Genomic DNA, 25,355 nt, shown 5'->3' on the forward strand with positions numbered 1-25,355 from the left:
GTCTCCCCGGGCGCGAATCGGGCACCCCACCTGCGCCGACGTGGCGCGGGCGAGGTGCCCGATCAGCAGTTGGTGGTGACGAGGTCAGGCGGCGGTGGTTGCCGGAGCCTCGGTCGACGGGGCGCCGCTCGAGGGCGGCCCGCTGGTGGGCCCGCCGGCGGCGAGGCTGGCCAGCCACTCGGCGGCCACGACGTCGGCACCCAGCTGATCGACCTCGACCTGGGCGACCAGGCCGGTGAGGATCTCGGTGGTGAGGGCGGCGCTGATGGCATCGAGCGTCGCCGACAGCTCGGGCGTGACGACCTCGCTACGAACCAGGGGGACGACGTTCTGCGGCGAGATCACGCCGAGGTCGTCCTCGAGCTGGATCAGGTTGTCGTTGTCGATCAACGCCGACCCGGTGGTGTTGAGGTTGCCGCAGTCGATCTCTCCGGCCTCGAGGGCGGCGGGGATGTCGCCGAACGCCAGTGGCACGAACTCCTCGAACTCGACACCAAGGGCGTCTTGGAGGGCGGTGAAGCCGTAGGGCGACCGCGCCTCGAACTCGGGCGGGGCACCGATGCTGATGTCGCCGGCGCTCTCGGCGAGCGACGAGAAGTCGCTGAGGCCGAACTCCTCGACGGCCGCGGCGGTGCACACGAGCGTGTCGGCGTCCTCGGCCGCCGACGGCGTGAGCACTTCGAGGCCCTCGGGCAGGTTCTCGGCGAGGGCCGTGACCTGATCGTCGACCGTCTCCGCCTCGGCGTCGGGATCGGTGACGTAGTTCAGCAGGTTGCCGGTGTACTCCGGGATGAGCTGGAGCTCGTTGTTCTCGAGCGCCGGGATGTACACCTCGCGCGAGCCGATGGCCAGCTGGAAGCTGACCGAGAACCCGGCGGCCGACAGGGCCTGACCGTAGATCTGGGCGAGCAGCTCGCTCTCGGGGAAGTCGGCGGAACCGACGACGATCTCGCCGGTCGGGGTGGGGGCATCCGAGGCCGCAGCATCGGAGCCGGTCGGCTCGGTACCCGGCGGCTCGGTGCCGGCGGAGACGGAGACGGCCGAGCCGAGCGAGGCGAGGATCGCTGTTGCGGCGACGACCGCCGTGGAGCGCTTGCGCATGGTCAGGGACCTCCTGAGGGGCTATCGAGCTCCCCGCGCTGGGAGCCCGGCCCGAACCCTAGCGCGCCAATTTCCGACACGTTCGCTCAGATTTTACAGCGGCCGGGTGGCCCGGCCGCCGATCAGGCGCTGGAGCGAGGCGAAGAGGAGCTCGACGACGAGGACGAGGGTGATCACGCCGATCGAGGCGCCGGCGACCTTGTCGTACTGCCGGGTGCCGATGCCGCTGAAAATGAACACGCCGAACGTGCCGAGTCCGACGAAACCGGCGATCGTCGCCGTGGCGATCACCTGGTTGGCCGCCGACCGGACACCGGCGAGGATGAGCGGCACGGCGTTGGGCACCTCGACCTGCCACAACGACTGCCACCCGGTGAGACCCATCCCCCGCGCTGCGTCGCGCACGTCGGGCGGGACGCTGTCGATGCCGGCGGCCGTGTTGAGCATGATCGGCGGGACGGCGAGGATGATCAGCGCCACGAGCACCGGCCACAGTGTGAGCGGCTTCCAGTCGAACAGCACGCCAACGACCCCGATGGTGGGGATGGCCCGCCACAGCCCGGCGAGGTTGGCGGCGACGAACCGCCCGCGACCGGTGTGGCCGATGAACAGACCGATCGGGAAGCCGATGGCGGCCGCCCCGAGCAAGGCATACAGCGAGTAGCGCAGGTGCTCGCCGAGGGCGACGGCGATGCCGTTCTTACCCCACCAGTTGTCGGCGGTGGTGAGCCAGCCGAAGCCGTCGAGGATGTCGCGCATCAGGCGGGCTCCGCCGCGGTGGGTGCCGCCTGGGGACGCAGGCGCAGGCGGGACGTCCGGCGCGTGCCGGCTCGAGTCCACGGCGTGGCGAGCCGCCCGATCAGCACGAGGATGGCGTCGAGCACGAGAGCGAGCACGACGATCGCCACGATGCCCGACCACAGTTCGACGACGATTCCACGACGGCGCCCGTCGGCGAAGAGGCGACCGAGCCCACCGCGGCCGGTCAGGGCGCCGACGCTGATGAGTGACACGGTGCTGACGGTCGCCAGCCGGAGGCCGGCGATCACGCCGGGAAGGGCGAGCGGGAACTCCACCGTGGTGAAGCGGACGATGCGCCGGTACCCCATGCCGTCGGCCGCGCGCACCACCGAGTCGGGTACCGATCGCACCGCCTCGACGATGTTCCGCACGAGGATGATCAGGGTGTAGAGCGTCATCGCGGCCACGATCGGCGCGTCACTGAGGTACGAGAACCTCACGACGCCGAGGACGTCGGCGTTCAGCGAGGCGAGCATCACGATGAGGGCGATCGACGGAACGGCGTAGAGGACGTTGGTCGCCGTCAGCATCGCCGGGTAGGTCTTGGGCCAGCGGATCGACACGTAGGCCAGGGGCAGAGAGATCAACGTGCCCAGGCTGACGGCCGTGATCGTGAAGCGGACGTGTTCGACGAACCAGTGGGCGATCACGTCCCAGTTCCCGGCCAGCTGCGGTCCGCTCCACGTCGCCACCTCGGTGTCGATGACGAAGGCGGCGATCGCGGCGCCGAGCACGCCCGCGACGACCAGGAGCAGGGCACTCCGCCGCATCGCCGGGCTCACGGGAAGGGCGTCTCCAGCTTGTAGCCCGAGGCGTTGCCGGCCTGGTCGTACACGACGGTCCGATTGCCGACGAAGTCGTGGACGAACTCCGACGCCGGGTTCGCCAGTAGATCGGCCGGGGCGTCGAGCTGAGCGATGTGGCCAGGCGTCTGCATGACGGCGATGCGCGTGCCGAGGACGATCGCTTCGTCGACGTCGTGGGTGACGAAGACGACCGTCTTGCCGAGATCCTTCACGAGCCGTTTGAACTCGCGCTGCAGCTGGGCCCGCACGATCGGATCGACGGCACCGAACGGCTCGTCCATCAGCATCACCGGCGGGTCGGCGGCCAGCGCCCGGGCGACGCCGACGCGCTGCTGCTGCCCGCCCGACAGCTGAGCCGGATACTTCTTCGCCAGCTCCGGCTCGAGGCCGACGAGCTCGAGCAGCTCGTGGGCCCGGGCGTTGCGGCGCTTGCGGTCCCAGCCGAGCAGGCGGGGCACCGTCGTCACGTTGTCGACGATGGTGCGGTGGGGGAACAGACCGGACTGCTGGATCACGTACCCGATCCCGCGCCGCAGCTCGTGGACCGGCATCGACTGGACGTCACGACCGTCGATGGTGATCGTGCCCGACGTCGGCTCGATCAGGCGGTTGATCATGCGTAAGGTCGTCGTCTTGCCGCAGCCCGAGCTGCCGAGCAGCACGAGCACCTCGCCGTCGTCGATCGTCAACGAGAGATCCTCGACCGCCGGCGGCGCCGACGGAGCGAAGCGCTTGGACACCCGATCGAGCTCGATCATCCGCCTGACCGTAACCTCTGGCCGTCGACGGATGGAGGGGCAGATGGCAGAAATTCGCACGGGCGACGTCGTCGCGGTCACCGGCGCGGCCGGATTCATCGGCGGGTGGGTGGTCCGCGAACTTCTCGATCGCGGCTACCGGGTGCGGGCATGCGTGCGAGCTACGGACGACGAGACGAAGGTGGGTTTCCTGCGGGCCATGCCGGCGTTCGCGTCGGGGCGTCTCACGTTGCACGCTGCCGATCTGGACGAGGCGGGCTGCTTCGACGACGTGTTCCGCGGCTGTGACGGCGTCGCCCACGTGTCGCATGTGAGCACCTACGACGATCCCGACTACGTGCGCCGGACGTGCGATCACATCATCGCCAGCATCGAGGGCTCCGGCTCGGTGCGGCGGGTCGTCGTGACCTCCAGCATCGCCGCGGTGATCTCCGAGGCCGACATCGGCGAGCTCGCCCGCCGGCCGGTCGTCGACGAGGACCGCCTGCCCGACGAGTCCAATCCCAAGCGCACACCGGAGCGGGGCCAGGGCTATTCGATGGGCAAGGTGATCGCCGAGCGCTCGTTCGCCGACGCCGCCGCCTCGTCACCGAGCGGCCGGTGGGACGCGATCACGGTCTGCCCGGCCGACAACATCGGTCCGATCCTGTCGGCCCACCAGGGGCGGGTGAACTGGCAGGGGCTGATCGGCAAGATGGTCGCCGGCCGCTGCGAGATCTTCCACGGCACCGGGCCGTACCGGCCGTGGATGATCGTCGACGTGCGCGACAACGCGGCGTGCCATGTGGGGCTGCTGGAGTCGACCACGGTGCGCAATGGCGAGCGGTTCATCGCCATGTCGACGGAGACCCGTGACTACGAGACGATCGCCCGGTCGATCGACCGCGTCCTGCCCGAGCTGCACCACGACCCGGGCCCGATCGCCGACAACGCCCCCGACCGCTGGAAGGAGCGTGAGGACGAGTTCCGCTCGATCTGGGCCGGCCTGGAACTGCACAACGAGCGCATCCGCGCCGCCGTGCCCATCGAGTTCCGCCCGTTCGACGACTCACTCCGCGACTGCGTCGAGTCGCTCATCGCCGTCGGCGGCATCGAGGTCAACCGCAAGTGACCGTTACGGAAGGTGCCAGGCACCTTCCGTAACGCTCAGGTGCGGCGGAACGTCTCCAGCATCAGGTCGACGTCAGGCCCGAGCGGGTAGAGGATCGGGCACGTCGCCCCGGCGGCGACGTACTCGTCCACCTTGGCGACCACCTCGTCGGGCGAGCCCGACGCCGTGCAGCGCTGCACCACCTCGTCGGGCACGAGCCGGCTGGCCGCCTCGACCTCGTCGTGCGTGGCCGGCCACGTGAGCACCTTGCCGATCTCGTCGAGCAGCTCCTGGGGCACGCCCGACGCCTTCATGATGTGGGGCTGCTGGCCGAGGTACTGCGTGACCATCAGGCGAGCGGCGTCGAGGGCTCGCTGACGATCCTCGTCGACGCTGCACACCACGAGCTGGGGACGGTCGATGTCGTCGACGCTGCGCCCCGCCCGCGTTGCGCCGGTCGCCAGGGCCTCCATCGCCCGGGCGTTGTAGGCCGGGTCGACGAGGTAGTTGAGCACCACCCCGTCGGCGATCTCGCCGCTGAGCTCCATCATCTGCATACCGGTGGCACCGATGTAGATCGGCACGTCCTTCACCCGGCGCGGCTGGTACACGTAGTCGAGCTCGACGCCGTCGAGCCGGGCATGGATGCCGTGGATGCTGACCGTCTCGTTGCCGAGCAGTCCACGCATCGCGGCGACCACCTCGCGCATCACCGTGAGTGGCCGGGCGCGCTGGATGCCCACCTTGGTCGCCAGCGGATCCCACCAGGCGCCGAGGCCGGCGAGGATGCGGCCCGGCGCGAGATCGTCGAGGGTCGAGAACGTGCTGGCCAAGCGGGCCGGATTGCGGGTCCAGATGTCGATGACGCCCGAGCCGATCTTGATGCGCTCGGTCGCCGCGGCGAACGCCGCCATCGGCACGACGGCGTCGCGCACGAGACGGCTGTCGGCCTGCCACACGGCGGCGAATCCGGCCGCCTCCGCTCGGCGCACGATCCCGATGCCCTCCCGGATGTCGTGGGCGTCCTGCAGGTAGAGAGCGACGGGATAGCGACGGTTGCCAGCAGATTCGGCCATGGCTGCATGATCGCACAAGACCCCACCATCCGCCGTGGGGCCTCCCCCACTGCAATCGACTCCGGAATCAGGTTGAGTACAGGCATGCGCCTTCGCCATCTGATCGCCCTGCCCATCGCCGTCGCGTCCATCGGCCTCGTTGCCGGCTGCTCCGAGGACGACCGCGAGAACCTCCTCGACGACGGCGTCGAGCTCGCCGTCCGCAACTTCGCCGCGCTCCAGGGCGCCGAGCAGTTCAACCACGCTGGCCACGAGATCGACGACGACGGCCTGAAGTGCACGGCGACCGTCAGCGAGGGAGGCCGTGAGGCGGTCGACGTGGAGTGCACGGGCACCACCGTCGACGGCGGTGAGGCCGTGCTGAGCGGCCGCACGTCCGAGCTGCCGGGAGCGTCGATCACCGAGCTCGAGGGCGACTTCACGGCCACCGTCGACGGCGAGACCGTCTTCACCACCCAGGAGCTCGGCGGCTGACGCCGCCGCGTCAGAGGAGCGCGAAGAGGCGGGCGGCCTGCTCGGCGGCGTGGGCCCTGACCTCGTCGAGATGCACCCGGGTCGGCCGGCCGCCCTCGACGAGCACCTCGCCGTCGGCGGCCACGACATCGAGCGCCCTGATGCCCGGGGTGAAGGCGACGTGCCATGGCGAGTCGGCGTGGTCGTAGGACCACGTGACCCGGTCGCCCTCGCACTCAGGAAGTAGGCGGTAGCCGTTGGTGATCCAGCTCCAGGCCGTGTCGGGCGAGGCCGTCACGTCGTCCGCACGGTGGGCGACGTAGGCGAGGCGGAACTCCTCGAGCATGTCGGCCCCGATGCCGTCCGTGCCGAGCACGACATCGTTGCGTTTGCGGGCCGGGCGGCCGTAGCCGACGGCGTTGTTCATGTTGCTGCGCGGGTTGTGGGCGAGCAGGCCGGGCAGCTCCCGGTCGAGCCGAACGCAGTGGACGATGAGCCAATCGTCGGCGGCAAGGGGCTCGAGGCGGGCACCGGCCGCCTCGTCGGGCGAGCCCTCGGCGACGTGGATGTGCACGCCGACGCCGAGCTCGGCGGCCAGGCCGGCTGCGGCGGCGAGCGTGTCGTCGGTACACGTGAACGCGGCGTGCACCCCCACCATGCCCCGGCCGCCGGCGCGCAGGAACCGCTCGTTCTCGGCGAGGCCGCGGCGGGCGCCGTCGGGCCCGTGGCGATCGGTCACGCCGTAGGCCAGCGATGTCCTGACGCCGACCTCGGCGCATGCGTCGGCGATCACGTCGAGGCTGCCCTCGATGGCGTTCGGGCTCTCGTGGTGGTCGACGATCCCCGTCGTCCCGGCGAGCAGCGCCTCCACGGCCCCGAGCCGCGCCGATGCCCGAAGCATGTCGAGGTCGAGGGCGGTGTCGAGGCGCCACCAGATCTGCTCGAGGATCTCGGCGAAGCCGGTTGGGGTACGCGGCGGCGCAGGCATCCCCCGCGCCAGGGTCGAGTAGAGGTGGTGGTGCGAACAGACCAGTCCGGGGGTCACGGCTCCCATCGCCCCGAGGTTACGACCCGCGCGTGACACGTTCGGGGGGCTCGTTGCCTTCATCGGGCAATGGGACCGACGCCGGTGGACGAGACTGACGACGTGGCCGACATCCGGTGGGTCGACTTCGCCGCGTTCTATCGCGAGACGGAGCCGCGAGTGCGGCGGGCTCTGGTGGCCGCGTGCGGGGTGGAGATCGGCGTGGAGGCTGCGTCGCGGGCAATGGAACTCGGCTTCCAGCGCTGGTCCGACCTCCGGCTGATGGACAACCCGGCCGGGTACCTGTACCGCGTCGGACGCAACGCCGCGCGGGACCGACGCAAGGCGCTGCCGGCCGTCGTGCCCGAGGCGGCGGAGCGCTACGGGTTCGAGCCGGCGCTCCCCGACGCCCTCAACGCACTGACCGAACAGCAACGCCAAGCGGTCCTGCTCGTGCACGGTGCGGGCGAGACGTTGGCGAGCGCCGCGGCGATGCTCGACATCTCGGTCTCGACGCTCCGCAACCATCTCAGCCGCGGCCTCGACCATCTCCGCCGGCGCCTCGGGGTGGAACCTGCACGCCACAGCATCAACGACGACCCGGAGTCCGACCGATGATCGACCTCGACGACCAACTCAGCGCCTACAGCCGCTACCTCGACGACCTCGAACGACCGCTCGTGCCGGTCGTCCCGCTCGACGAACCGGCCGCCGCGCCGATCCGCACCAGCCGCCGGCGGCTTCTGTCGATGAGTGCCGCCGCGGCGGTGGCGATCGCCGGCGGCGCGGTCATCGCCCGCATCGCAACTCGCGGTGACGGCGGCTGGTCGAACCCGTCACCTCCCGACCCCGACTGGAAGCTCGTCCCCGACCTCGACGGCTTGTTCCTCCCGGCGCCGATGGGCGAGGACATCATCGCCAGCGCCACGCCGAACGCGATCGCCATCGCCTCCGTCGCCGACACCAGCTTCGGCCTCATCGCCGTCGGCAGCGAGCGTCGTGATCTGATCACCTACAACGCGATGTGGCGGTCCGCCGACGGTCTCACGTGGGAGCGGCTCCCGAACGACGACGACTTCGGCCCCACCGAGTTCACGGGGTCGAGCGCCCGGACGCTCGTCAACCTCGTCGAGTTCGACGGCCGGCTGGTCGGGTCCGACGGCTCGAACTTCTGGAGGACCGACGACCTCGAACACTGGGAGTCGATCACGATCCCGCGTGCCAGCTCGCTGGACTACGGACGGCTCGCCACCAGCATCGCAGCCGGACCTCACGGCGTCTTCGCCGCCAGCTTCGGCCTGTGGTTCTCACCGGATGGTGCGGACTGGCAGGTCGTCGACGGCTACGGGGACTTCAACACGGCCTTCACCAACGCCGCCACCTTCGTCGACGACCTATTCGTGGTGACCGGGTCCACACGGTCGGAGCGGCTGGTCCTGACTTCGACGGACGGACGCGAGTGGTCCGCCATCGAACTGCCCGGCAGCGACGGCGATCATCCGGTTGCCGTCGCCGGCACCGAGGATCGCCTGGTGGTCCTCGGAGCGACATCTTCGGAGGACATGGGATGGATCCAGACACTCGCATGGACGTCGACGGACCGCGGCTCGACATGGACTCGTACCACGCTCGGCGCGGTCGACCAGGACGGTGTCGCTCCGAGTGCGATCGTTCACGTCGGCGGCGAGTTCGTCGCCCTCGCTGCGCGTGGGCTGCAGGCCGACCCCGCCTCCAGGCAGTACCGGTCACCGGACGGACTCGAGTGGACCGAGTACTCGGTGGAGCCCGACGGGTTCCGCTGGGCGGCCACGGCATTCGGCGACGGCGCGGTGGCCGTCGGCGAGAGGGGCTGGCCGTGGACGATCGGCGGCCCGGAGGGGACGCTGCTGCCCGACGAGGCCGCGGCCGACGCGGCCAACTCGGCGAGCATCTGGACGCTCGGTCTCTGACTCGCCGTGGACTTCCTGTACTGATTTCTTGTCGCCGGTGACGCGAAATCAGTACAAGAACTTCGGGGGTCAGTCGCGTTGGGTGCGGCCGGAGATGAAGTCGATGGCGCGGGTGACGTTGGCGGCGACGAAGCGTTCGAGCTTGGGGGCTTCGAGGAAGCGCTGGGCGGCCTGCAGGGGGCGGGGCGAGCCGGTGGCGACGGCTTCCTCGGTGGCCGCCACGGTGGTCTTCACGGCGTGGGCGTGGACGATCTGCGCCGATGTCGTGTCGTCGAGGGCGCGGCGCTGGAGCCGCTCCCCCGCCGCCCGGAGGTCAGCGGGGGTCGGCGCCGAGGCACCAAATCCGAGATCGACGTCCGCGGGCTCGCCGACAGTCGAGTGCCACTCGTGGCGGCCGGTCCACTGGGCCTGGAACACGCACCACAGAGCCAGGCGTAGGACGTCGGGGTCGGAGCGACCGGCGGCGTGCCAGCGCACGGCGTTGGCGTACGTCATGCCATGCGTGATGTCGAGCCAGCCGAAGTCGTCGTGGAACTCGAACTCGCCGGCGACGTCGTAGCGGAGCATGCGCTCGGCGACGGCGAGCGACACGACATCGAGCACGCCGTCGATGCCGGCACCGGACCGAAGCGCGCCGGCGGCGGCAGCGAGCCCCGCCCGGCGATCGTCGCCGAGCAGGGCGGCCAGCAACGCACCGTCGTCCTGCCACGACGGATCGGGAACGACCTCGCACAGGGCGGCCAGGTCGACCGCGCCCATCGCCCGCACGAACGGGCGCATGTAGGGCAACGTGTCCTCACGGGTGCCGTAGATGATCGTCGGCACGAGATGCGGCAACACGGTTGCCGCCCGGTCCCAGCCGAGGCGATCGAGCAGTTGGAAGGCCTTCTGCGAGTAGATCGCGGCGTGACCGTACGACAGGTGATGGTCGCTGACGACCGCCGTGAACCAGCGGCGCAACGTCGCCGCGTCGACGCCGCTGTCGACGGCGGCGAGGAGCACCGCCTGAGCATCCTCCACCGACTCCGCCTCGACGTGGGCCCGGAAGGCTCCGAGCGGGTCGGCCGGCAGTGACGGCAGCGGCGGGGGCAGCGGGCGCGGCGGACGACCCCGCTCGGTCTCGGCGATGCCCGCGATCGCCTGCACCACCGGCAGCGCCCTGGCGTCGCCGTCGTAGTGGTCGACCATCGCGAGGCAGTCGGTTGCCGACGCCACGGAGTGGCCCCAACCGAACTCGGCGCGGGGCGCGCCGTACTGCACGGCCTCCCAGACCAGCTCGCCGGGGTCGGCGTCGGCACGCAGCAGGCGCACGACGTCCCGCGACACCTGACCGACGCGCTGGCGTTCGATGCCACTGCGTAGGCTCGCCGTCAGGCGGGTCCGCAGTTCCGCCGGCTCGGGCGCGTTGATCGTCACCGACAGCGTGCCGTCGTCGGCGACCTCGACGTCGTGCGCGGTCACCGCCTCCTCGCCCTGCACGCACGCTCCCGACCTGACGTCGAACTTCCAGTTGTGCCATGCGCACGTCAGCAGGTCGCCCGAGAGGTCGCCTTGGGTCAGGCCGTAACCCTCGTGGGGGCAGGCATGGTCGAGGGCGTGGACCCCAGACGAGGTGCGGACGAGCAGGACACGGCGCTCGCCCACCCGGGCGAGGCGCATCGAACCGACCTCGAGGTCGGACAGGGTGATGTCGGAGACGACGGACATACCGCGCACGGTACGGCTTCAATCGCGCTTGAAGTCAAGGCCGACCATCCGCGCCGCAGCGTCGGCCACGAACGACACTTTGCTGCGTGGCCGGAGGCCGCACAGCATCCAGGGCGATCGCGTCGGCGATGATGGCCGTCGTCCTCACCGCATCGGGGCCGGAGGTCGGTGGAGATGGCCCAGCGGACGCGTTCGGCACACGCGCCGGCATCGGCGCGCCACGCCCCTGGTGGCCGACGACGACGTCGGGAGCGTGGTGGCCGGGCCCGACGACGACGTCGAGCACCACGACCACGACGTCCACGTCCAGCTCCACAACAACGGCCACGTCCACAACAACGGCCACGTCGACGACGACCAGCAGCACCACGACGACGACGACGATCGCCACGCCGACCGACGGCGTGCTGTCGATGGCCTTCACCGGTGACTCGTTGTGGCACAGCCCGCTGTGGGCCGGGGCGCAGGCCAACTGGGCCGCCGCCCACCCCGACGGACCGGCGGGCTACGACTTCACGCCGATGCTCGCCGGGCTGGCCCCACTCGTCGCCAACGTCGACCTCGCCGTCTGTCACCTCGAGACCCCCATCGCCCCGGAGGGCGAGGGGTTCACCACCGCCCCGCGTTACGGCGTGCCGGCGGAGGTGGCCGCGGCCACCGCCGCCGCCGGCTTCGACCGGTGCTCGACGGCGAGCAATCACACGCTCGATCGTGGCGTGGCCGGCATCGACCGCACGGTGACCGTGCTCGAGGCGGCCGGCCTGGGGGTCTCCGGCATGGCCCGCACACCCGACGAGATCGCCCCGCGCGTGTTCATCGTCGACGGCGTGCGGGTGACGCACCTGTCGTACACGTTCAGCTACAACGGCCTGCGGATGCCCGCCGGCGAAGAGTGGCGATCGGCCACCATCGATCCCGCCCGGATCGTCGCCGACGCCACGGCCGCCCGAGCCCTGGGCGCCCAGCTCGTGATCGTCAGCATGCACTGGGGCAACGAGAAGGACCACACGATCACCAGCTCCCAGCGCGAGGTCGCGGCGGCGATCACCGCGAGCGGGCAGATCGACCTCGTCGTCGGCCACCACGCCCATGTGCTGCAGGGCATCGAGCAGGTCAACGGGGTGTGGGTGATCTACGGACTGGGCAACGTGGTCTCCAACATGCCCACCGGTTCCACCTGGCCGGCGGCCAGTCAGGACGCCGCCGTCGCAGCCGTGTCGTTCACCCCGCGATCCGACGGGAGCGGCTTCGACGTCTCGACGCCGGTCATCCATCCCACCTGGTGTGACCGCGACGCCGGCTGGATCGTCCGGCTCGTCCAGCCCACGCTGGCCGACCCGGCCACCCCGCCCGGGCTGCGCGCCCGGCTCGAGGCGTCGCTCGCCCGAACGATGACGATCCTCGGACCTTTTGTGCCGCCGTAGCCTCCCGGCCGTACAGTGACCCGCCGTGGGCACTGCACCGCCGACGGGGCCGGCACTCGACCGCATCGAGATACGGGGCCTCGTCGTCACCACGATCGTCGGCGTGCTCACGCACGAACGGCAGATCGCCCAGCCCCTGCGCATCGACCTCGATCTGCACGTCGACCTGCGCGACGCCGGCCGTTCCGACGACCTCGGCGACACGGCCAACTACGGCGACGTGGCCGAGCGCGTGGCGGCGGTCGTGCGCGACGCCGACGACCAGCTCCTGGAACGGCTCGCCGACCGTGTCGCGGCGACCGTCCTGACCATCGACCGTGTCGAGGCGGTCGATGTCACCGTCACCAAGCTTCGTCCGCCGATCCCCGAGCACCTGGACAGCACGGCGGTGCGGATCCACCGCCGCGCCGTCGAGTACACGGCGACCGGCTCCCACGACGCGATCGTCGCGCTGGGCTCGAACCTCGGCGATCGCGTCGGCTTCCTCCGCCTGGCGGTGTCGTCCCTCCCGGGCGTGGACCGCGTCTCGCAGGTCTTCGAGACCGACCCGATCGGTGGACCGGATGGTCAGGGCGCGTACCTCAACATGGTGGTCGGCCTGAGGACCTCGCTCGACCCGTACGCGCTGCTGCGCCGCTGCCGCCGGATCGAGGTGGCCGCCGGTCGTGAGCGCGTCGTCCACTGGGGCCCCCGCACGCTCGATGTCGACGTGCTGTTCTACGACGATGTGAAGCTCGACGACCCCGAGCTGACGATCCCCCACCCCCGGTTCGCCGAGCGGCGCTTCGTCTTGACGCCGCTCGCCGAGGTGGCCCCGGAACGCTGTCCTCCGGACTGGAACGAGACGTTGCCACCCGATGGCGTCCACCCCCGCGGTCCGCTCGCCGAGCAGTGAGCCCAACGTGAGTCGGTGGCCGGCGATCTACGCGTCGGGGAGCAGGCGCGCCTCCAGCTCCCGGACCCGCTCGGGGTGGTGCACCCGGCCGTACTCGGGCCGGGCCCGGACGACGATCTCGAGGAGCTCGTCGTGCTGGTCCGTGCGCTTCCACGGCAGGGCGATGTACAGCGGCAACCCGAAGTGACGCAGCTCGTCGAGGCGCGTGTAGACGTCGCGCTGGTAGAGGTACCGCTCCTCCCAGGGCCAGTTCGGCGGGGCGAAGCCGGTCCCCGGATCGAGGATGCACCGCGCCCGCATCCCGTACCGGTCGGCCTCAGCGAGGCGAGCGGCGAAGAACTCCGTGATCGCCTCGATCGGGTCGCTGCCCACCATGGTCATCGCCCGCGGGTTCGGGCCCGACAGGAACGGCAGCACCACAGGCACTTCATGCTCCGCGGCGACACGCCACATGTCGTCCTGCTGCATCCCGTCGGCGGCGTTCAGCACGGTCGCCCCGGCCGACAGCGCCCGCTCGGCGACCTCGGGGCGCCAGGTGTCGACACTGACGTCGATACCGAGTGCGGCGACGGCCGGGATGATGTCGCGCAGGCGCTCCCACTCCACGCGCCAGTCGACGACGGTGGCGATGTCCGTCGACCCTTGGCCACCGATGTCGATGGCATCGGCGCCGGCGGCGAGCAGCGACCTGGCGCGAGTGAGCGCCGACTCGGGACCGTCGACGATCGACTCGGTGTGCAACGAGTCGGGGCTGGCGTTGACGACGCCGAACAAGCGCATGGGGAGGCACCCTAGTGACCGTGATCCGCACCTTCCCGACCGCCGGCTGGACCCCGGCGGCGGCCGCCGCGGCGAAGGGCGACACGACAGTGACGCTGTGCTTCCCGTGCCGTGACGAGGCGGCGACCATCGGACCGCTCGTCGCCGCGGCACGGGCCCGGCTGGTCGACGACACCGGGCTGGTCGACGAGTTGCTCGTGCTCGACGACCGCTCGACCGACGCGACGGCCGCCACGGCCGCATCGGCCGGGGCGACCGTCGTGTCGATCGACGACGTCCACCGCGTTCATGGCGCCGGCCACGGGAAGGGCAATGCGCTGTGGGCGTCGCTGCTGGTGTCGCAAGGCGATCTGGTCGTCTGGTGCGACGGTGACGTGACGACGTTCGAACCGGTGTGGGTCGCCCACCTGCTCGCCCCGCTGCTCACCGATCCCACGGTCGATCTCGTCAAGGCGCTGTACCACCGACCCACCACCGACGGCGGTGGTGGCCGGACCACCGAGCTGGTCGCCCGGCCGTTGCTCTCGCTGTTCGCCCCCGACCTCGCCGGGCTCGCCCAACCGCTGTCGGGCGAGTACGCCGGTCGGCGGAGCGCCCTGGAGGCGATCCCGTTCGTCGAGGGATGGGGCGCCGAGATCGGCATGGTGCTCGACATCACCGCCCGCTCCGGTGCGCGGGCGATCGCCCAGGTCGATCTCGGCGAACGGAGGCACCGGCACCGCAGTCTCCACGAGTTGTCGGTCCAGGCCGCCGAAGTGCTGGCGACGGCGCTCGGCCGTGTCGGCCGCGGCGCCGACCAGGGGGCCGAAGCAGTCCCTGCGTTGCACCGAGCCGACGGTTCGGTCGTGCCGCTGCATCTCGCCGAGCGACCGCCGATCGCCAGCCTCGCCTGAAGCGGGCCGCCGGCGAACGGTGTATCACGCGGCGTCGCCGTGGCTCCCCATCTCCGGGCGGTGTTGGGGCGAACCAGGAGGGCACGATGCCATCGACCACGACCGCCACGCGCCGCACGTCCCGTGCGGCGACCACCTCGTCCCGCAAGCGTGCTGCCACCCGCAGCGTGAGCAGTCCGCTCGCCGACGTCGGGGTGCCCAGTCCCTACGCCCTGGCCGAGCTCATCGTCGGCCGGCCGATCGACTGGAAGGCGGTCGACGATCGCCCGGCCCTGCTCGAGTCGATCTTCCAGATGCCCTACGCCGACCTCTTCTCGCCGGCCAACGGCTCGCCGCTCTACATCGGTCAGGTACAGGGCAAGGACGGGCGGATCCAGCACGGTCGACCGACGCTGGACCGGACCGCGCCGCGCGACCACGAACTCGACGACGTCCGCACGCTCGCCGACCTCGTCGCCCGCCTCGGCGCCAAGGCGGCCGACGTGCCGATCCGGGCCGTGTCCCAGGGCAGCAACGACGTGATGGTCCGGCTCGGTGAGACAGCGGCGCAGCGCAACCGCAGGTGGGCCGACCTGTTCGACGACCAGCTGATCGACCTCATCTTCCCGCCGCTGCTCGGGTACCACCCCGATGGGCTCACGTGGACCGACGGCGGACGTTTCTACAACGAGGGCACCGAGTTCCTCGATCCCGTGCAGGGCGCGGTCGGCGACTGCTACGTGATCGCCGCCATGTCCTCGGTCGCCTGGTCGATGCCGTTCACGATCGCCGACCGCAACCGGGCGACGGCGCTGGACAATGAGGCGTTCCGCCACCAGATCGGCTTCTACGGCGACGGCGGCGTGGAGAACGTCGAGGTGACCGATCGCATCCTCCTCAACTCGTGGGGTGGCACGCACTTCGCTCGCTCGAACGAGGCGGGCGAGATCTGGCCAGCCGTGTACGAGAAGGCTTACGCCAAGTGGCGGCTCGGCGAGATCACCGACTACCCGGCGATCCCCAACATCGCCGGCGGCGACCCGTCGATCGCCTGCCGGCAGCTGACCGGCCTGAGCGACTACCGCAACTGGCACAACTCGTACTCGGCGTCGCAGATCCTCGATCTCGTCAAGGCCCACACGGTCAACGGGCGCACGACGACCCCGATGGTCTCGTGGACGCACTGGGACGATCCCGAGCAGACCGACGACGCCGCCGACGTCGCGTACCGCGATGCCAACGTCGTCGCATCGCACGCCTATTCGGTGCTCGGTTGGCTGCAACGACGTGAGTTCGTCATCGACTGGAACCATCTCGTGATCCCCGATCGGGTCATCCCCGACTGGGTGATCCCCGACGGTCCGTTCCCCGGGCCCGGTCCCGACCCGGGTCCGTTCGTGGGCGGTTCGATACCCGTCACCCCGGCGAACCGCGTGTACCTGGAGACCCGCTTCCGGTTCCCCCTGCGCACACGGCTCGTCGACTACGTGGTCCTCCGCAACCCGTGGGGCTACTGCGAGGCGACGGGCACGTCCGTCACGTCGGGCACCCATCGTGCCAACGACATCTCGTGGTGGCGCGACATCCCGCTCGGCACGGACGGCGTGTTCGCCATGGAGATCGGCGCCTATCACCGGTACTTCGCCGGGACGGGCGGCGCGCACTGACACCATCCCGACGCGACGTGTCAGCTGACGTAACAGATGGTGCCAGGCACCATCTGTTACGTCCGAGGTGGGGCGGGGCGCTTATTGGGGCTAGCCCGGGGCTAGGCCGGGTCGGTCCCGGGGCGCATGGGAAGGGTGGTGCGCCACCCGCCGTCGAGGTCGTGGAGCGCGGCCGCGACGGCGGGTGCGGTGGGCACCAGGCCGATCTCGCCCACCCCCTTGATGCCGTAGGGCGACCGTGGCTGGGGAACCTCGACGAGGTGCACCTCGATCTCGGGCACGTCCTTGGCCCGCAGGATGCCGAGCTGGCGCAGCGTCGAGAACTGCGGGAACCCGGTCTCGGGATCGGTGGGGAACTCCTCGGTCAGGGCGTAGCCGAGGCCCATGTGCACGCTGCCCTCGATCTGACCGGTGCACAGCTGCGGGTTGACGGCCCGACCGACGTCGTGTACGGCGACGACGCGCTCGATCTTGCCCGACTCTCGGTCGACGATGACGAGCTGCGCCGCATACCCGAACGCCGAGTGGATGGTCGGGGTCGGATTGGCCGGGTCGCCGAGCTTGGCCGTCCAGTCGATGACGTGCTCGCCGTGGTGATCGACGTCGGGCGTGCAACCGGCCGCGATGGCGGCGGCGCAGGCGCGCTGAACGGCGCCGGCGGCCATCAGGGTCCCGCGCGAACCGGTGGTCTGACCGAAGCCGAGTTGTCGTGACGTGTCGACGATGACGTCGATGCGATCGGGGTCGATGCCCAGCTCCTCGGCGGCGACCTGGACGGCGACGGTGTGGACGCCTTGGCCCATCTCGGTCCAGCCGTGGCGCACCTCGACCCGTTGGTCGGACGAGCGGAACCGCACGACGGCGCCGGACACCTCGCGGAACCCGTTGCCGAGTCCGGAGTTCTTCAGGCCGAGCCCGAGCCCGACGGCCTTGCCCGCGGCGCGGGCGGCGTCGTAGGCCGGCCGGATGGCGTCGAGGCAGGCCTCGGCCCCGGCGGCGCCGTCGTCCATGATCTGTCCCGGCCCCCACAGCACCCCGGGCCGGATGACGTTGCGCTTGCGGATCTCCCACCCGCTGATCCCGACGGCTGCGGCGAGCCGGTCGAGCACGCCGTCCATGGCGAACTGGGCCTGGTTGGCCCCGAAGCCGCGGAACGCGCCGCAGACGAGGTTGTTGGTGCGGGCGGCGATCGCCTCGACGTCGACGTTGGGCACGTGGTACGGGCCGGTGGCGTGTCCGGCCGCCCGCTCGAGCACCTTCATGCCGACCGACGCGTAAGCGCCGGAATCGCCGACGGCCCGGACCTTGATGGCCGTGAGGACGCCGGCGGCGTCGCAGCCGGCCCAGTACTCGAGGCGCACCGGGTGGCGCTTGGCGTGCATGCGGAAGCTCTCCTCGCGCGACAGCGTGCACTTGACCGGCCGGCCGATGAGCCAGGCCGCGAGTGAGGCGTGCGCCTGGTTGCTCATGTCCTCCTTGCCGCCGAACGCGCCGCCGTTGGAGACGAGCTCGACGGTGACCCGATCGGTGGCGACGCCGAGCATCCGGCAGATGTCGTCACGGTCGTCCCACACGCCCTGCCCGCCGGAGTACACGTGCATCGTGTCCGTGGTGCCGTCGGGGCCCAGCGTGGGCACGGCGAGCGTGGATTCCGGCTCGAGGAAGGCGTGCTCGATGCGTTGGGTCTGGAACACCTCGTGCACGGTGTGGGCACTGGCTGTGAGCGCCGCGTCGACGTCGCCGCGTGCGTAGGCACTGACCGACAAGACGTTGGTGTCGGTGCCCCAGACGGCGACGTCGGCCGTGGGTTCGATGGCGGCCAAGGGATCGGTGACGGGAGGCAGGACATCGTAGGAGACGTCGACGAGCGTGGCCGCCGCCCGGGCCTGCTGGCGGGTCTCGGCGATGACGACGGCGAGCACGTCGCCGGCGTACGACGTGCGCCCGCCGACCGGGATCATCACCGGCCAGTCCTTGTAGATGATGCCGACCCGCAGCTCGGCGGGGATGTCGGCCGCGGTCAGCACGGCGACGGCACCAGGCGCAGCGGCGGCTGCCACCGTGTCGATGGCAATGATGTCGGCGCGGGCGTGGTCGGTGTAGCGGAGGGCGGCGTGCAGCATTCCCGGTACGCGGATGTCGTCGACGTAGCCGCGGTCGCCCAGCGTGAGCTCGGCTGCCTGGTACTTGGACCCCGACGCTCCGATCCCGCGACCCAGTTCCGGCTCGAACGTCTTGCCCTTGGCGACCGCCTCGATGGCGTCGAGCACCTTGACGTACCCAGTGCAGCGGCACAGGTGGGCGCCGAGATGCGGGGCCATGGCCGCCCGGTCGAGCTCCGCGCCCTTGCGGTCGATCTGCGACTTCGCGCGCATGACGATGCCGGGGATGCAGAACCCACACTGCAGACCGCCGCACGCGGCGAAGGCACCGGCGAAGCTGTCGCGCTCGGCCTGATCGACCCCCTCGAGCGTGACGACCGACTTACCGGCCACCTTCTCCAGCGGAAGGTTGCAGCTGACGACGGCCTTGCCGTCGACGTGCACCGTGCAGCAGCCGCACTGCCCCGAGGGCGAGCACCCGTCCTTGGGCGAGGTGATGTCGAGCTCCTCGCGCAACGCCGCCAGCAGGTGGGGATGGTCGCCCCTCACCGTGACCGGCGTGCCGTTGACCGTGAACGCAACGCTCGCCGCCGATGGGGACGCGGGGGCCTCGCTCTCGGTCGTCATGACTTAACAGTTTGTCAAAGGATCGATCCCGCCGCCATGTTCACGACGCTTCTGTCACACGGCGTTCACGCCGTCCGTCTGCCTGCGCCGAGGTGCAGGCAGCGATCCTGCTCAACGGCGCCGTGCCCCTTCCAGGCCATGGCGACCCTGTTAGAGGCTCCGGCCTCCTGAGCAGGCCTCGACGACGCTGGCCGCAGGACAGCGGCCCGACCAGTGCTGGTCGGGCCGCCGCCTCGCAGAAGCGCGGCTCGGTCAGCCGTCCGCCCACGCGTCGGTGGCGCCGGCGTCGTCGGCGTACGACGAGTCGTCGACAGGCGCCATGCCGACGTCGTCGCTCGACGACAACGACGTCTCGACGTCATCGCTGCCGGCGCTGCTGAGGGCCGGATCCTCGTATGACGACGACTCGTACGCAGGTGCGTCGTACGACGCGATCTCGACGTCGCTCATCGTCACGTCGATCGAGCCGGCCGAGTCGTCCACCGAGTCGTCCGCGGACCAGACGGGCGCGGCCCCCTCGTCGGCGGGGGCGTCAGCGTCCGCCGACGCCGCGGCCACCGCGGTCGCATCGCCGCCCGCGGCGCCGGCATCGTCGGATGCCGGTGAGCTCGACGAGACGTTCGGGTCGTTCGGATCGACGTCCTCGGCGTCGCTGACGCCGTCGCCATCGGTGTCCATGTCCCTCGTGTTGCGCCACGGCTTCGTCATCCCGGTCGTCGGGTCGCCACCCATCAGTTCTTCGTCGAGGTCATGGTGACCGTCGCCGTCGGTGTCGTCGAACGCGTCGGCGTGGAACTCGGGGATCGTCGCGGCGTGGGTGTAGTCGCGCCCAGCGGCATCGACCTCCTTCAGCTCGCCGGTCCGCTCCGAGATCTCCAGCACCTTGCCGTTGCCCAGGCTGATCGCCACGTAGGCACGGTCGGGCCGATCCGCAGACGCCATCGGGTCCCCGGAGAAGCCGAACAGCAACGCCCCCTTGGTGCCGATGGCCGCCTCGACCGACACGTCGTTGCCGCTCAGCGCCAACGAGCGGTACTGCTTCCACGACCCGTCGGGCAGCTCGGCGCCCGCCTGGTGGGCGGCCCACTGCACGAGCTCGGAGGAGTCGAACTCGCTCGATCCCATTCCGTCGTCCAGGTCGACCTCGGCGCCGAACCGGTTCTTGGCGCCGATCTGCGATTGCGCCCGGTCGATGAACGCGTCGAGGGGGTTGGGATTCGCCCCCGACTTGTTGATGGCGTCTGGGTCGAGATCGGCGACGGTGCGGCTCGACCCGCCCCGCATCTCCTCGACCCAGTCGGCGAACCCGTCGCCGTCGGTGTCGACGTTGTGCTCGGTGATGCCGGCCGCCTGCTCGATACCGGTGACCAGGTCCTCCACGATCTTGGCACTGGCCGCCGGATCCTTCACTCCGAGGTCGCGGACCCGGGGGTGGTCGACGGCCACCTCGAATCCGTCGATCAGCCCGTCCCCGTCGCTGTCGGGGTTGTGGACATTCGTTCCGAGGCGCCGCTCGACCGCATCGCTCAAGCCGTCGCGATCGGAATCGGTGCGTGATTCGTCGCTCATGAGGCGACGGTACGACGCCCGGAACAGGCTGTCGCCGGGAGCATTCCCGGTTTCCGCGCGACGGTCCCGGAATGCGCTCCAGAGCGCGCCGGACCCGCCCTGATACGTCGTATCTCGGCCCGGCACGGCCGCTCCAGAAGACATGGGCCGGGGAACCATCGAACTGGCGTCTGCGGCCCTGACAGCGGGCAGCTCGATGCCGTACCTCGTCTCGATCAGTCGGCATGCGGCCCGGCCGCAACGCATGTCGTGGTTCGTGTTCACCGCGCTCTCGGCGGTCGCTGCGGTGAGCCAGCTGCGAACCGGGTCGTCAGCGGGGGCGTGGCTCGCCGCCGGTTCGGCGGTCGGCTTCGGCGCCATCTTCGCCTGCTCGCTGCGCTGGGGAGCCGGAGGCTGGAGCCGCGCGGATCGCGGCACGCTCGCCGTCGCCGTGCTTGCCGTGGTCCTGCTGCTGGCCGACCGTCCCCTCGCGTCGCTGCTGACGGTGATCGCAGCCGAAGTCGCCGCGGTGGCGCTCACGGTGGCGAAGGTCTCGGCGGCGCCCACCGAGGAGGTCTGGACATCGTGGGCGATCGACGCCGTGGCCGGCGTGGCGGCCCTGGCCGGCGTCGCGACGTGGTCGTTCGGCTCGGTGGTGTACCCCGCCCATCACGTCGCGGTGAACGTGTGGGTGGTGCTCGCCGTTCGCCGCGGCCGCGCGCGGCAGGGTCAACTCAGCCCGCGTCACGCGTGACGATCGGCCGAGCGGACCGGGCCGTCGCTCAGGACGTGAGGAACACGATGGCGGTGATGACGGCGACGATGGCCAGGGTGACGCCGACCACCGTGAGCCAGATCGCCCAGGTCGGCCACGGCCTGCGTACCTTCACGCCGGGCGGCGCCGTAGCGATCAACGGCTCGAGGACGTCGAACCACTGGCCCCGGGAGTCCTTCATCTTGCGGTCGGCGTCGAAGGCCTTGCCGATGCGGCCGGCGTTGACGGCGAGGTTCACCACGTCGCTGCTCGCCTGGAACTCGTGCACCGCCGTGTAGTCGGGCACGAGCTTGTAGCAACGGTCGGCGTGCCAGAGGTGGAATCCGACGACGCCGGAGGCGGCGAGCGAATGGAATTCGTGCACTGGGTGGTCGAACACGGTGCCGCGGCGCGTGACGAACGACAGGCGACCGTCGCGCAACGCCAGGGTCCCGTCCTTCATGAACAACGTGATCGGCACCGTTCCGAGCAGCGACGCCGCCGACTCGTGATGCGGAGCGCCAGCCGGGGTGGCTGACGGCTCGGTCGATTCTGCGGGCGTACTCACGATGTCCTCCTCGACTGCGGTGAGGGACGAGAGTGTGGCCGCCAGCGGCGTCGGGCGCAGCGAATTCCCGCCGCCAGCGGTCACCCCGGCGTCAGCTCCAGTCGGGCTTCCACTTCGCCCTCGACCATCTCGCCGGTCGGGACGAAGCCGAGTCGCTCGTAGAACGGGCGAGGGCTGCCCGGCCCGTCGACCCAGCTCGTGTACAGCGTCGAGTGGCCCTCCTGCCGCAGGCGGTCGACGAGCTGGTCGAGCGCGCGTTTGGCGATCCCGCGCCGCTGATGACGACGGTCGATCAGCAGGCGCCAGAGGTAGGGGTCGGGATTGGTGGGCGAGACCTCGGCCGTCATCACGAATCCCGCCGGCTCGCCGTCCGCCGTGATCCCCCGCAGCCACGGCACGAGGGCTCCGCCGTTGTCGACGTCGGGGAAGAGCGCGTCGGCGTACGACGCCGAGACGGGAGCGACGAAGCGTTCCTCGGACTTGTGCGTCGCCAGCCGGGCGAATTGGCCGGCGTTGCGGTGATCGAGCTCGACCAGCTCGACGCGCTCGGGAGCGCCGGTCGGACGGGTGCGCCACGCCTCGTACTCGTCCCGGGTGACGGCGTACGACATGTTGTCGACCCACTCGCCGCGCCACAGGAACGACCGCTTGGTGACGGCCTCGAACGTGAGGCCGAGCGATTCGAGCACTCGCTGCGACGCCACGTTCTCGGGATCGAGCTCACCGAACACGCGCCCGACGCCGATTTCGTCGAACAGCTCGTCGACCAGTGCTCGCGCCGCCTCGCGCGCGTAGCCGTGGCCCTGGTGCTCCCGGGCGAGCGTGTAGCCGATCTCGGCGACGTTGGCGGTTTCGTCGATGTGCGTGCACACGTCGCCTACCACCACGCCGTCGGCCTCGACCGCCAGCTGGTTCCAGGAACCGATGACCATCTGGTCGTTGTCGTCCTGATCGGCCAGCACCTTGATCGCGTCCTCCACCGTGAAGGGCAGGTTCCACAGTTGATACCGGACCACCTCGGGGTCGTTGCGATATGCGGCGAATCGAGGCGCGTCGGCGGTCGTCATCATGCGGATGAGAAGTCGGTCGGTGCGCAGGGGCAGCGGCATCGTGTCACGGTAGGCAGCGCCGCGCGCCAGATTCGACGGAATTGCCTGATCGCCACGCCGTGGGCCGAGCGGTGCCGCCGGCGATACAGCGAATAAGGCATGCGATGAGGTACTTACCCGATGTGGCTCAGGGGCTCGATCCCGCACGATCGCCGCATGAGTACACGTCATGGTTCACGCGCCCGGAGCCGACGCGCTCTGGCCACGCTCGCCGTGCTCGGCAGCGCTGCCGGCACGGTCGTCATCTCCGCCGGCGCGGCCTCCGCCGCGCCGCCGGTCTTCAACGAGCCGCCGACGCGGGTCTACACGGGTGCCGGGCAGGACCTGCTGTTCGCTGGTGCCGACCCGATCATCGGCGAGTCGAGGGCGATCGACGTGACGATCGAGGGTGATGACAGCACCTGCTCGGTGCTGAGCCCAGGAGGAGAAGGTCACGACGGCACCTGCGCGTACGCCCAGATCCAGATCCTCGAGCCGAATCGCGGCGGGCTGACGATCGACGACTCGGCGATCGCCTACATCGGCCCCAACCGCAGTGGCGACATCGTGTACAACATCGGCGGCCCGATCTCCGATGTCCGGGCGGCGCTCGCGTCGCTCACCTACGTCCCGCCCGACGACGACTTCGAGACGACGGATCAAGCCACCGTGACCGCTCGGCTGTCGATCCAGGACGCCACGGCCCCGGCACCCCAGACCGCCAACATCGACATCGACATCCGCGTCGAGGGCGACAACGACTGGCCCGAGCTCACCGCTCCCGCCGATGCCCCGTTTTCGGTCGATGCCGGCCAGACGTTCTCCGTCTTGGAGTCCGCCGGTACCGACGTCTTCCGTGTCACCGACGACGATGCCGACCAGGGCGAGATCGACGACTACCTGCTCGGCGTCGCCTGGGTCGACTGCGGTCTCGTGTCGTTCCCGACCCTCTCGACGTATGCCACCTACATCGGTGACCCGGCGACGATCCTCGCCGACGCCGGCTTCGACCCGACGCTGATTCCGGGTGAGGTGGCCAACGGCCTGACGATCAGCAGCGACACGGACGAGGTCACCGCCGTCGCCTGGCTGGCCCAGATCGACGAGGACAACAGCGACGACTCCGACAGCTTCAACAGCGCGATCCGCTGGATCGACTTCCACGCTCCGGCCCAGGCGGCCAGCTGCACGCTGACGATGGTGGTCAGCGATCTGGGCAACAACGGCATGCCGCTCCCGGAGGAGCTCCCCAACCCCGGCATCGACGTCGCCCAGATCGTCGTCGAGGTGGCCGCCGAGACCCCGTCGTCGACCGACCCGCCCGCCTCCACAGAACCGACCGACACGACCGAACCACCGGCATCAACCGAACCGACCGACACCACCGAACCACCAGCTTCCACCGAGCCGACCGACACCACCGAACCCACGGACACCACCGAACCGCCGGTCGACTCGACCGAGCCTCCCGTCGACTCGACCGAGCCGACCGAAACCACCGAACCCGCCGAAACCACCGAGCCGACCGAGACCACCGAACCCGCCGACACGACCGAGCCGACCGAGCCGACCGAGACCACCGAACCCGCCGACACGACCGAGCCGATCGAGCCGACCGAAACGACCGAACCGCCGGTCGACACCACGGAACCGCCGGTCGACTCGACCGAGCCTCCCGTCGACTCGACCGAGCCCCCCGTCGACACGGAGGCCGCGACGACCACCACGACCACATCGACCACCGAGGTGCCGGTCGACACTGCGGTCTCCGCCACCACGACGACGATCGCTGGCGAGCCGAGCGGAACGACGCCGGTGCCGGCGGGGAACGTGAGCGCCGACGTCGTGACGCCGTCGCTGGAGCGGGGCCAGCAGCAGACCGGTCACGGATACGGCTTCGTCCCGGGTGAGATCGTGACCGGCGTCCAACAGTCGACGCCATTCGAACTCGGCACGGCGATCGCCGACATCAACGGCGTCGCCACGTTCACCTGGACCATTCGCGACGACGAGTCGGTCGGGCCCCACACCTTCACCGTCACGGGCCCGTCGGGCACGGCGTCGGCGAGGTTCGAGGTGGCCGCTCCCGCCGCTCCCAACGGCCCCACCGTCCCGACGGGTGGCCCGGGCTCGGTCGACGACCCGTTGCCCGACACGGGCACCGCCGCTCTGCCGATCGTCGTGCTCGCCACGCTCCTGGTGATCCTCGGCGGCGCCGCGATCAGCCTGCGACGCACTCCCCGCTGACGGATCACCCGGCCCGCC

Annotated in this window: 23 protein-coding genes; 10 read left to right on the top strand and 13 right to left on the bottom strand. The window is 70.5% G+C overall.

The window, feature by feature from the left end; all coding sequences use genetic code 11:
* Positions 1–84 precede the first annotated feature (84 nt).
* The 4 genes from DN771_RS23405 to DN771_RS23420 all read right to left on the bottom strand — a co-directional run bounded on the left by DN771_RS23405 (position 85) and on the right by DN771_RS23420 (position 3,466).
* A complete protein-coding gene (locus DN771_RS23405; RefSeq protein WP_116999994.1) occupies positions 85–1,101 on the bottom strand; it encodes an ABC transporter substrate-binding protein in 1,017 nt (338 codons plus the stop codon).
* Between the two features lie 93 nt (positions 1,102–1,194).
* Positions 1,195–1,860, bottom strand: a complete 666-nt coding sequence (locus DN771_RS23410; RefSeq protein ID WP_116999995.1) for an ABC transporter permease — start codon at positions 1,858–1,860, stop codon at positions 1,195–1,197.
* Positions 1,860–2,684 carry an ABC transporter permease gene (locus DN771_RS23415; RefSeq protein ID WP_116999996.1) on the bottom strand — a complete coding sequence of 275 codons (825 nt, stop codon included), beginning with the start codon at positions 2,682–2,684 and terminating at the stop codon, positions 1,860–1,862. Before DN771_RS23415 ends, DN771_RS23410 begins: the two co-directional genes overlap by 1 nt.
* A complete protein-coding gene (locus DN771_RS23420; protein ID WP_116999997.1) occupies positions 2,681–3,466 on the bottom strand; it encodes an ABC transporter ATP-binding protein in 786 nt (261 codons plus the stop codon). The genes DN771_RS23415 and DN771_RS23420 overlap by 4 nt, the downstream gene beginning before the upstream one ends.
* Before the next feature lie 43 nt (positions 3,467–3,509).
* On the opposite strand from DN771_RS23420, the gene DN771_RS23425 reads away from it, so the two are divergent.
* A complete protein-coding gene (locus DN771_RS23425) occupies positions 3,510–4,577 on the top strand; it encodes an NAD-dependent epimerase/dehydratase family protein (protein WP_162942322.1) in 1,068 nt (355 codons plus the stop codon).
* 35 nt (positions 4,578–4,612) lie between these two features.
* Here DN771_RS23425 and DN771_RS23430 read toward each other — a convergent pair whose 3' ends face one another.
* A complete protein-coding gene (locus DN771_RS23430) occupies positions 4,613–5,632 on the bottom strand; it encodes an LLM class flavin-dependent oxidoreductase (RefSeq protein ID WP_116999999.1) in 1,020 nt (339 codons plus the stop codon).
* 84 nt (positions 5,633–5,716) lie between these two features.
* Here DN771_RS23430 and DN771_RS23435 point away from each other — a divergent pair, with 84 nt between their 5' ends.
* Entirely contained in the window at positions 5,717–6,106 is a 390-nt protein-coding gene (locus DN771_RS23435) for a hypothetical protein (protein ID WP_117000000.1), read from the top strand.
* Between the two features lie 10 nt (positions 6,107–6,116).
* Here DN771_RS23435 and DN771_RS23440 read toward each other — a convergent pair whose 3' ends face one another.
* Entirely contained in the window at positions 6,117–7,139 is a 1,023-nt protein-coding gene (locus DN771_RS23440) for an amidohydrolase family protein (protein WP_162942323.1), read from the bottom strand.
* Between the two features lie 75 nt (positions 7,140–7,214).
* On the opposite strand from DN771_RS23440, the gene DN771_RS23445 reads away from it, so the two are divergent.
* Positions 7,215–7,727: an RNA polymerase sigma factor gene (locus DN771_RS23445; protein ID WP_162942324.1), complete on the top strand. Its 513-nt coding sequence runs from the start codon at positions 7,215–7,217 to the stop codon at positions 7,725–7,727.
* Complete coding sequence (locus tag DN771_RS23450) at positions 7,724–9,058, top strand: beta propeller repeat protein (RefSeq protein WP_117000003.1); 1,335 nt, start codon at positions 7,724–7,726, stop codon at positions 9,056–9,058. Before DN771_RS23445 ends, DN771_RS23450 begins: the two co-directional genes overlap by 4 nt.
* A 69-nt stretch (positions 9,059–9,127) precedes the next feature.
* On the opposite strand, the gene DN771_RS23455 is transcribed toward DN771_RS23450, so the two are convergent.
* Together DN771_RS23455 and DN771_RS29785 are read right to left on the bottom strand one after the other, a co-directional pair.
* Positions 9,128–10,765: a Rieske (2Fe-2S) protein gene (locus DN771_RS23455; protein WP_117000004.1), complete on the bottom strand. Its 1,638-nt coding sequence runs from the start codon at positions 10,763–10,765 to the stop codon at positions 9,128–9,130.
* Between the two features lie 34 nt (positions 10,766–10,799).
* Positions 10,800–11,189, bottom strand: a complete 390-nt coding sequence (locus DN771_RS29785) for a hypothetical protein (RefSeq protein WP_162942325.1) — start codon at positions 11,187–11,189, stop codon at positions 10,800–10,802.
* Between DN771_RS29785 and DN771_RS23460 the strand changes: the two genes are divergently transcribed.
* Positions 11,179–12,189 (top strand): CapA family protein, encoded by a 1,011-nt coding sequence (locus DN771_RS23460; RefSeq protein WP_162942326.1) that lies wholly within the window; start codon positions 11,179–11,181, stop codon positions 12,187–12,189. The genes DN771_RS29785 and DN771_RS23460 overlap by 11 nt on opposite strands.
* A gap of 25 nt (positions 12,190–12,214) precedes the next feature.
* Complete coding sequence (gene folK / locus DN771_RS23465) at positions 12,215–13,084, top strand: 2-amino-4-hydroxy-6-hydroxymethyldihydropteridine diphosphokinase (protein WP_117000006.1); 870 nt, start codon at positions 12,215–12,217, stop codon at positions 13,082–13,084.
* A 27-nt stretch (positions 13,085–13,111) separates the two neighbouring features.
* Here the strand turns inward: folK and DN771_RS23470 are convergent, their stop codons facing one another.
* Entirely contained in the window at positions 13,112–13,864 is a 753-nt protein-coding gene (locus tag DN771_RS23470; protein WP_117000007.1) for a dihydropteroate synthase, read from the bottom strand.
* Positions 13,865–13,884: 20 nt separating this feature from the next.
* On the opposite strand from DN771_RS23470, the gene DN771_RS23475 reads away from it, so the two are divergent.
* On the top strand, positions 13,885–14,757 hold the full coding sequence (locus tag DN771_RS23475; RefSeq protein WP_162942327.1) for a glucosyl-3-phosphoglycerate synthase: 873 nt from the start codon (positions 13,885–13,887) through the stop codon (positions 14,755–14,757).
* Positions 14,758–14,843: 86 nt separating this feature from the next.
* The gene (locus DN771_RS23480) at positions 14,844–16,403 is read left to right on the top strand and encodes a C2 family cysteine protease (RefSeq protein WP_117000009.1); all 1,560 of its coding nucleotides are present in this window, start codon (positions 14,844–14,846) and stop codon (positions 16,401–16,403) included.
* A gap of 101 nt (positions 16,404–16,504) precedes the next feature.
* Here DN771_RS23480 and DN771_RS23485 read toward each other — a convergent pair whose 3' ends face one another.
* Positions 16,505–19,132, bottom strand: coding sequence for a molybdopterin cofactor-binding domain-containing protein (locus DN771_RS23485; protein WP_117000010.1), 2,628 nt, complete (start codon positions 19,130–19,132; stop codon positions 16,505–16,507).
* 252 nt (positions 19,133–19,384) lie between these two features.
* On the bottom strand, positions 19,385–20,701 hold the full coding sequence (locus DN771_RS23490; protein ID WP_117000011.1) for an NlpC/P60 family protein: 1,317 nt from the start codon (positions 20,699–20,701) through the stop codon (positions 19,385–19,387).
* A 142-nt stretch (positions 20,702–20,843) separates the two neighbouring features.
* Here DN771_RS23490 and DN771_RS23495 point away from each other — a divergent pair, with 142 nt between their 5' ends.
* Positions 20,844–21,434 carry a hypothetical protein gene (locus DN771_RS23495; RefSeq protein WP_117000012.1) on the top strand — a complete coding sequence of 197 codons (591 nt, stop codon included), beginning with the start codon at positions 20,844–20,846 and terminating at the stop codon, positions 21,432–21,434.
* Between the two features lie 28 nt (positions 21,435–21,462).
* Here DN771_RS23495 and DN771_RS23500 read toward each other — a convergent pair whose 3' ends face one another.
* Together DN771_RS23500 and DN771_RS23505 are read right to left on the bottom strand one after the other, a co-directional pair.
* Positions 21,463–22,002 carry a hypothetical protein gene (locus DN771_RS23500; protein ID WP_162942328.1) on the bottom strand — a complete coding sequence of 180 codons (540 nt, stop codon included), beginning with the start codon at positions 22,000–22,002 and terminating at the stop codon, positions 21,463–21,465.
* Between the two features lie 80 nt (positions 22,003–22,082).
* Positions 22,083–23,111 carry a GNAT family N-acetyltransferase gene (locus tag DN771_RS23505; protein ID WP_162942329.1) on the bottom strand — a complete coding sequence of 343 codons (1,029 nt, stop codon included), beginning with the start codon at positions 23,109–23,111 and terminating at the stop codon, positions 22,083–22,085.
* Between the two features lie 156 nt (positions 23,112–23,267).
* Between DN771_RS23505 and DN771_RS23510 the strand changes: the two genes are divergently transcribed.
* Complete coding sequence (locus tag DN771_RS23510) at positions 23,268–25,337, top strand: LPXTG cell wall anchor domain-containing protein (protein WP_162942330.1); 2,070 nt, start codon at positions 23,268–23,270, stop codon at positions 25,335–25,337.
* Positions 25,338–25,355 lie beyond the last annotated feature (18 nt).

This window comes from Desertimonas flava (assembly GCF_003426815.1).
Classification (GTDB): Bacteria; Actinomycetota; Acidimicrobiia; order Acidimicrobiales; family Ilumatobacteraceae; genus Desertimonas; species Desertimonas flava.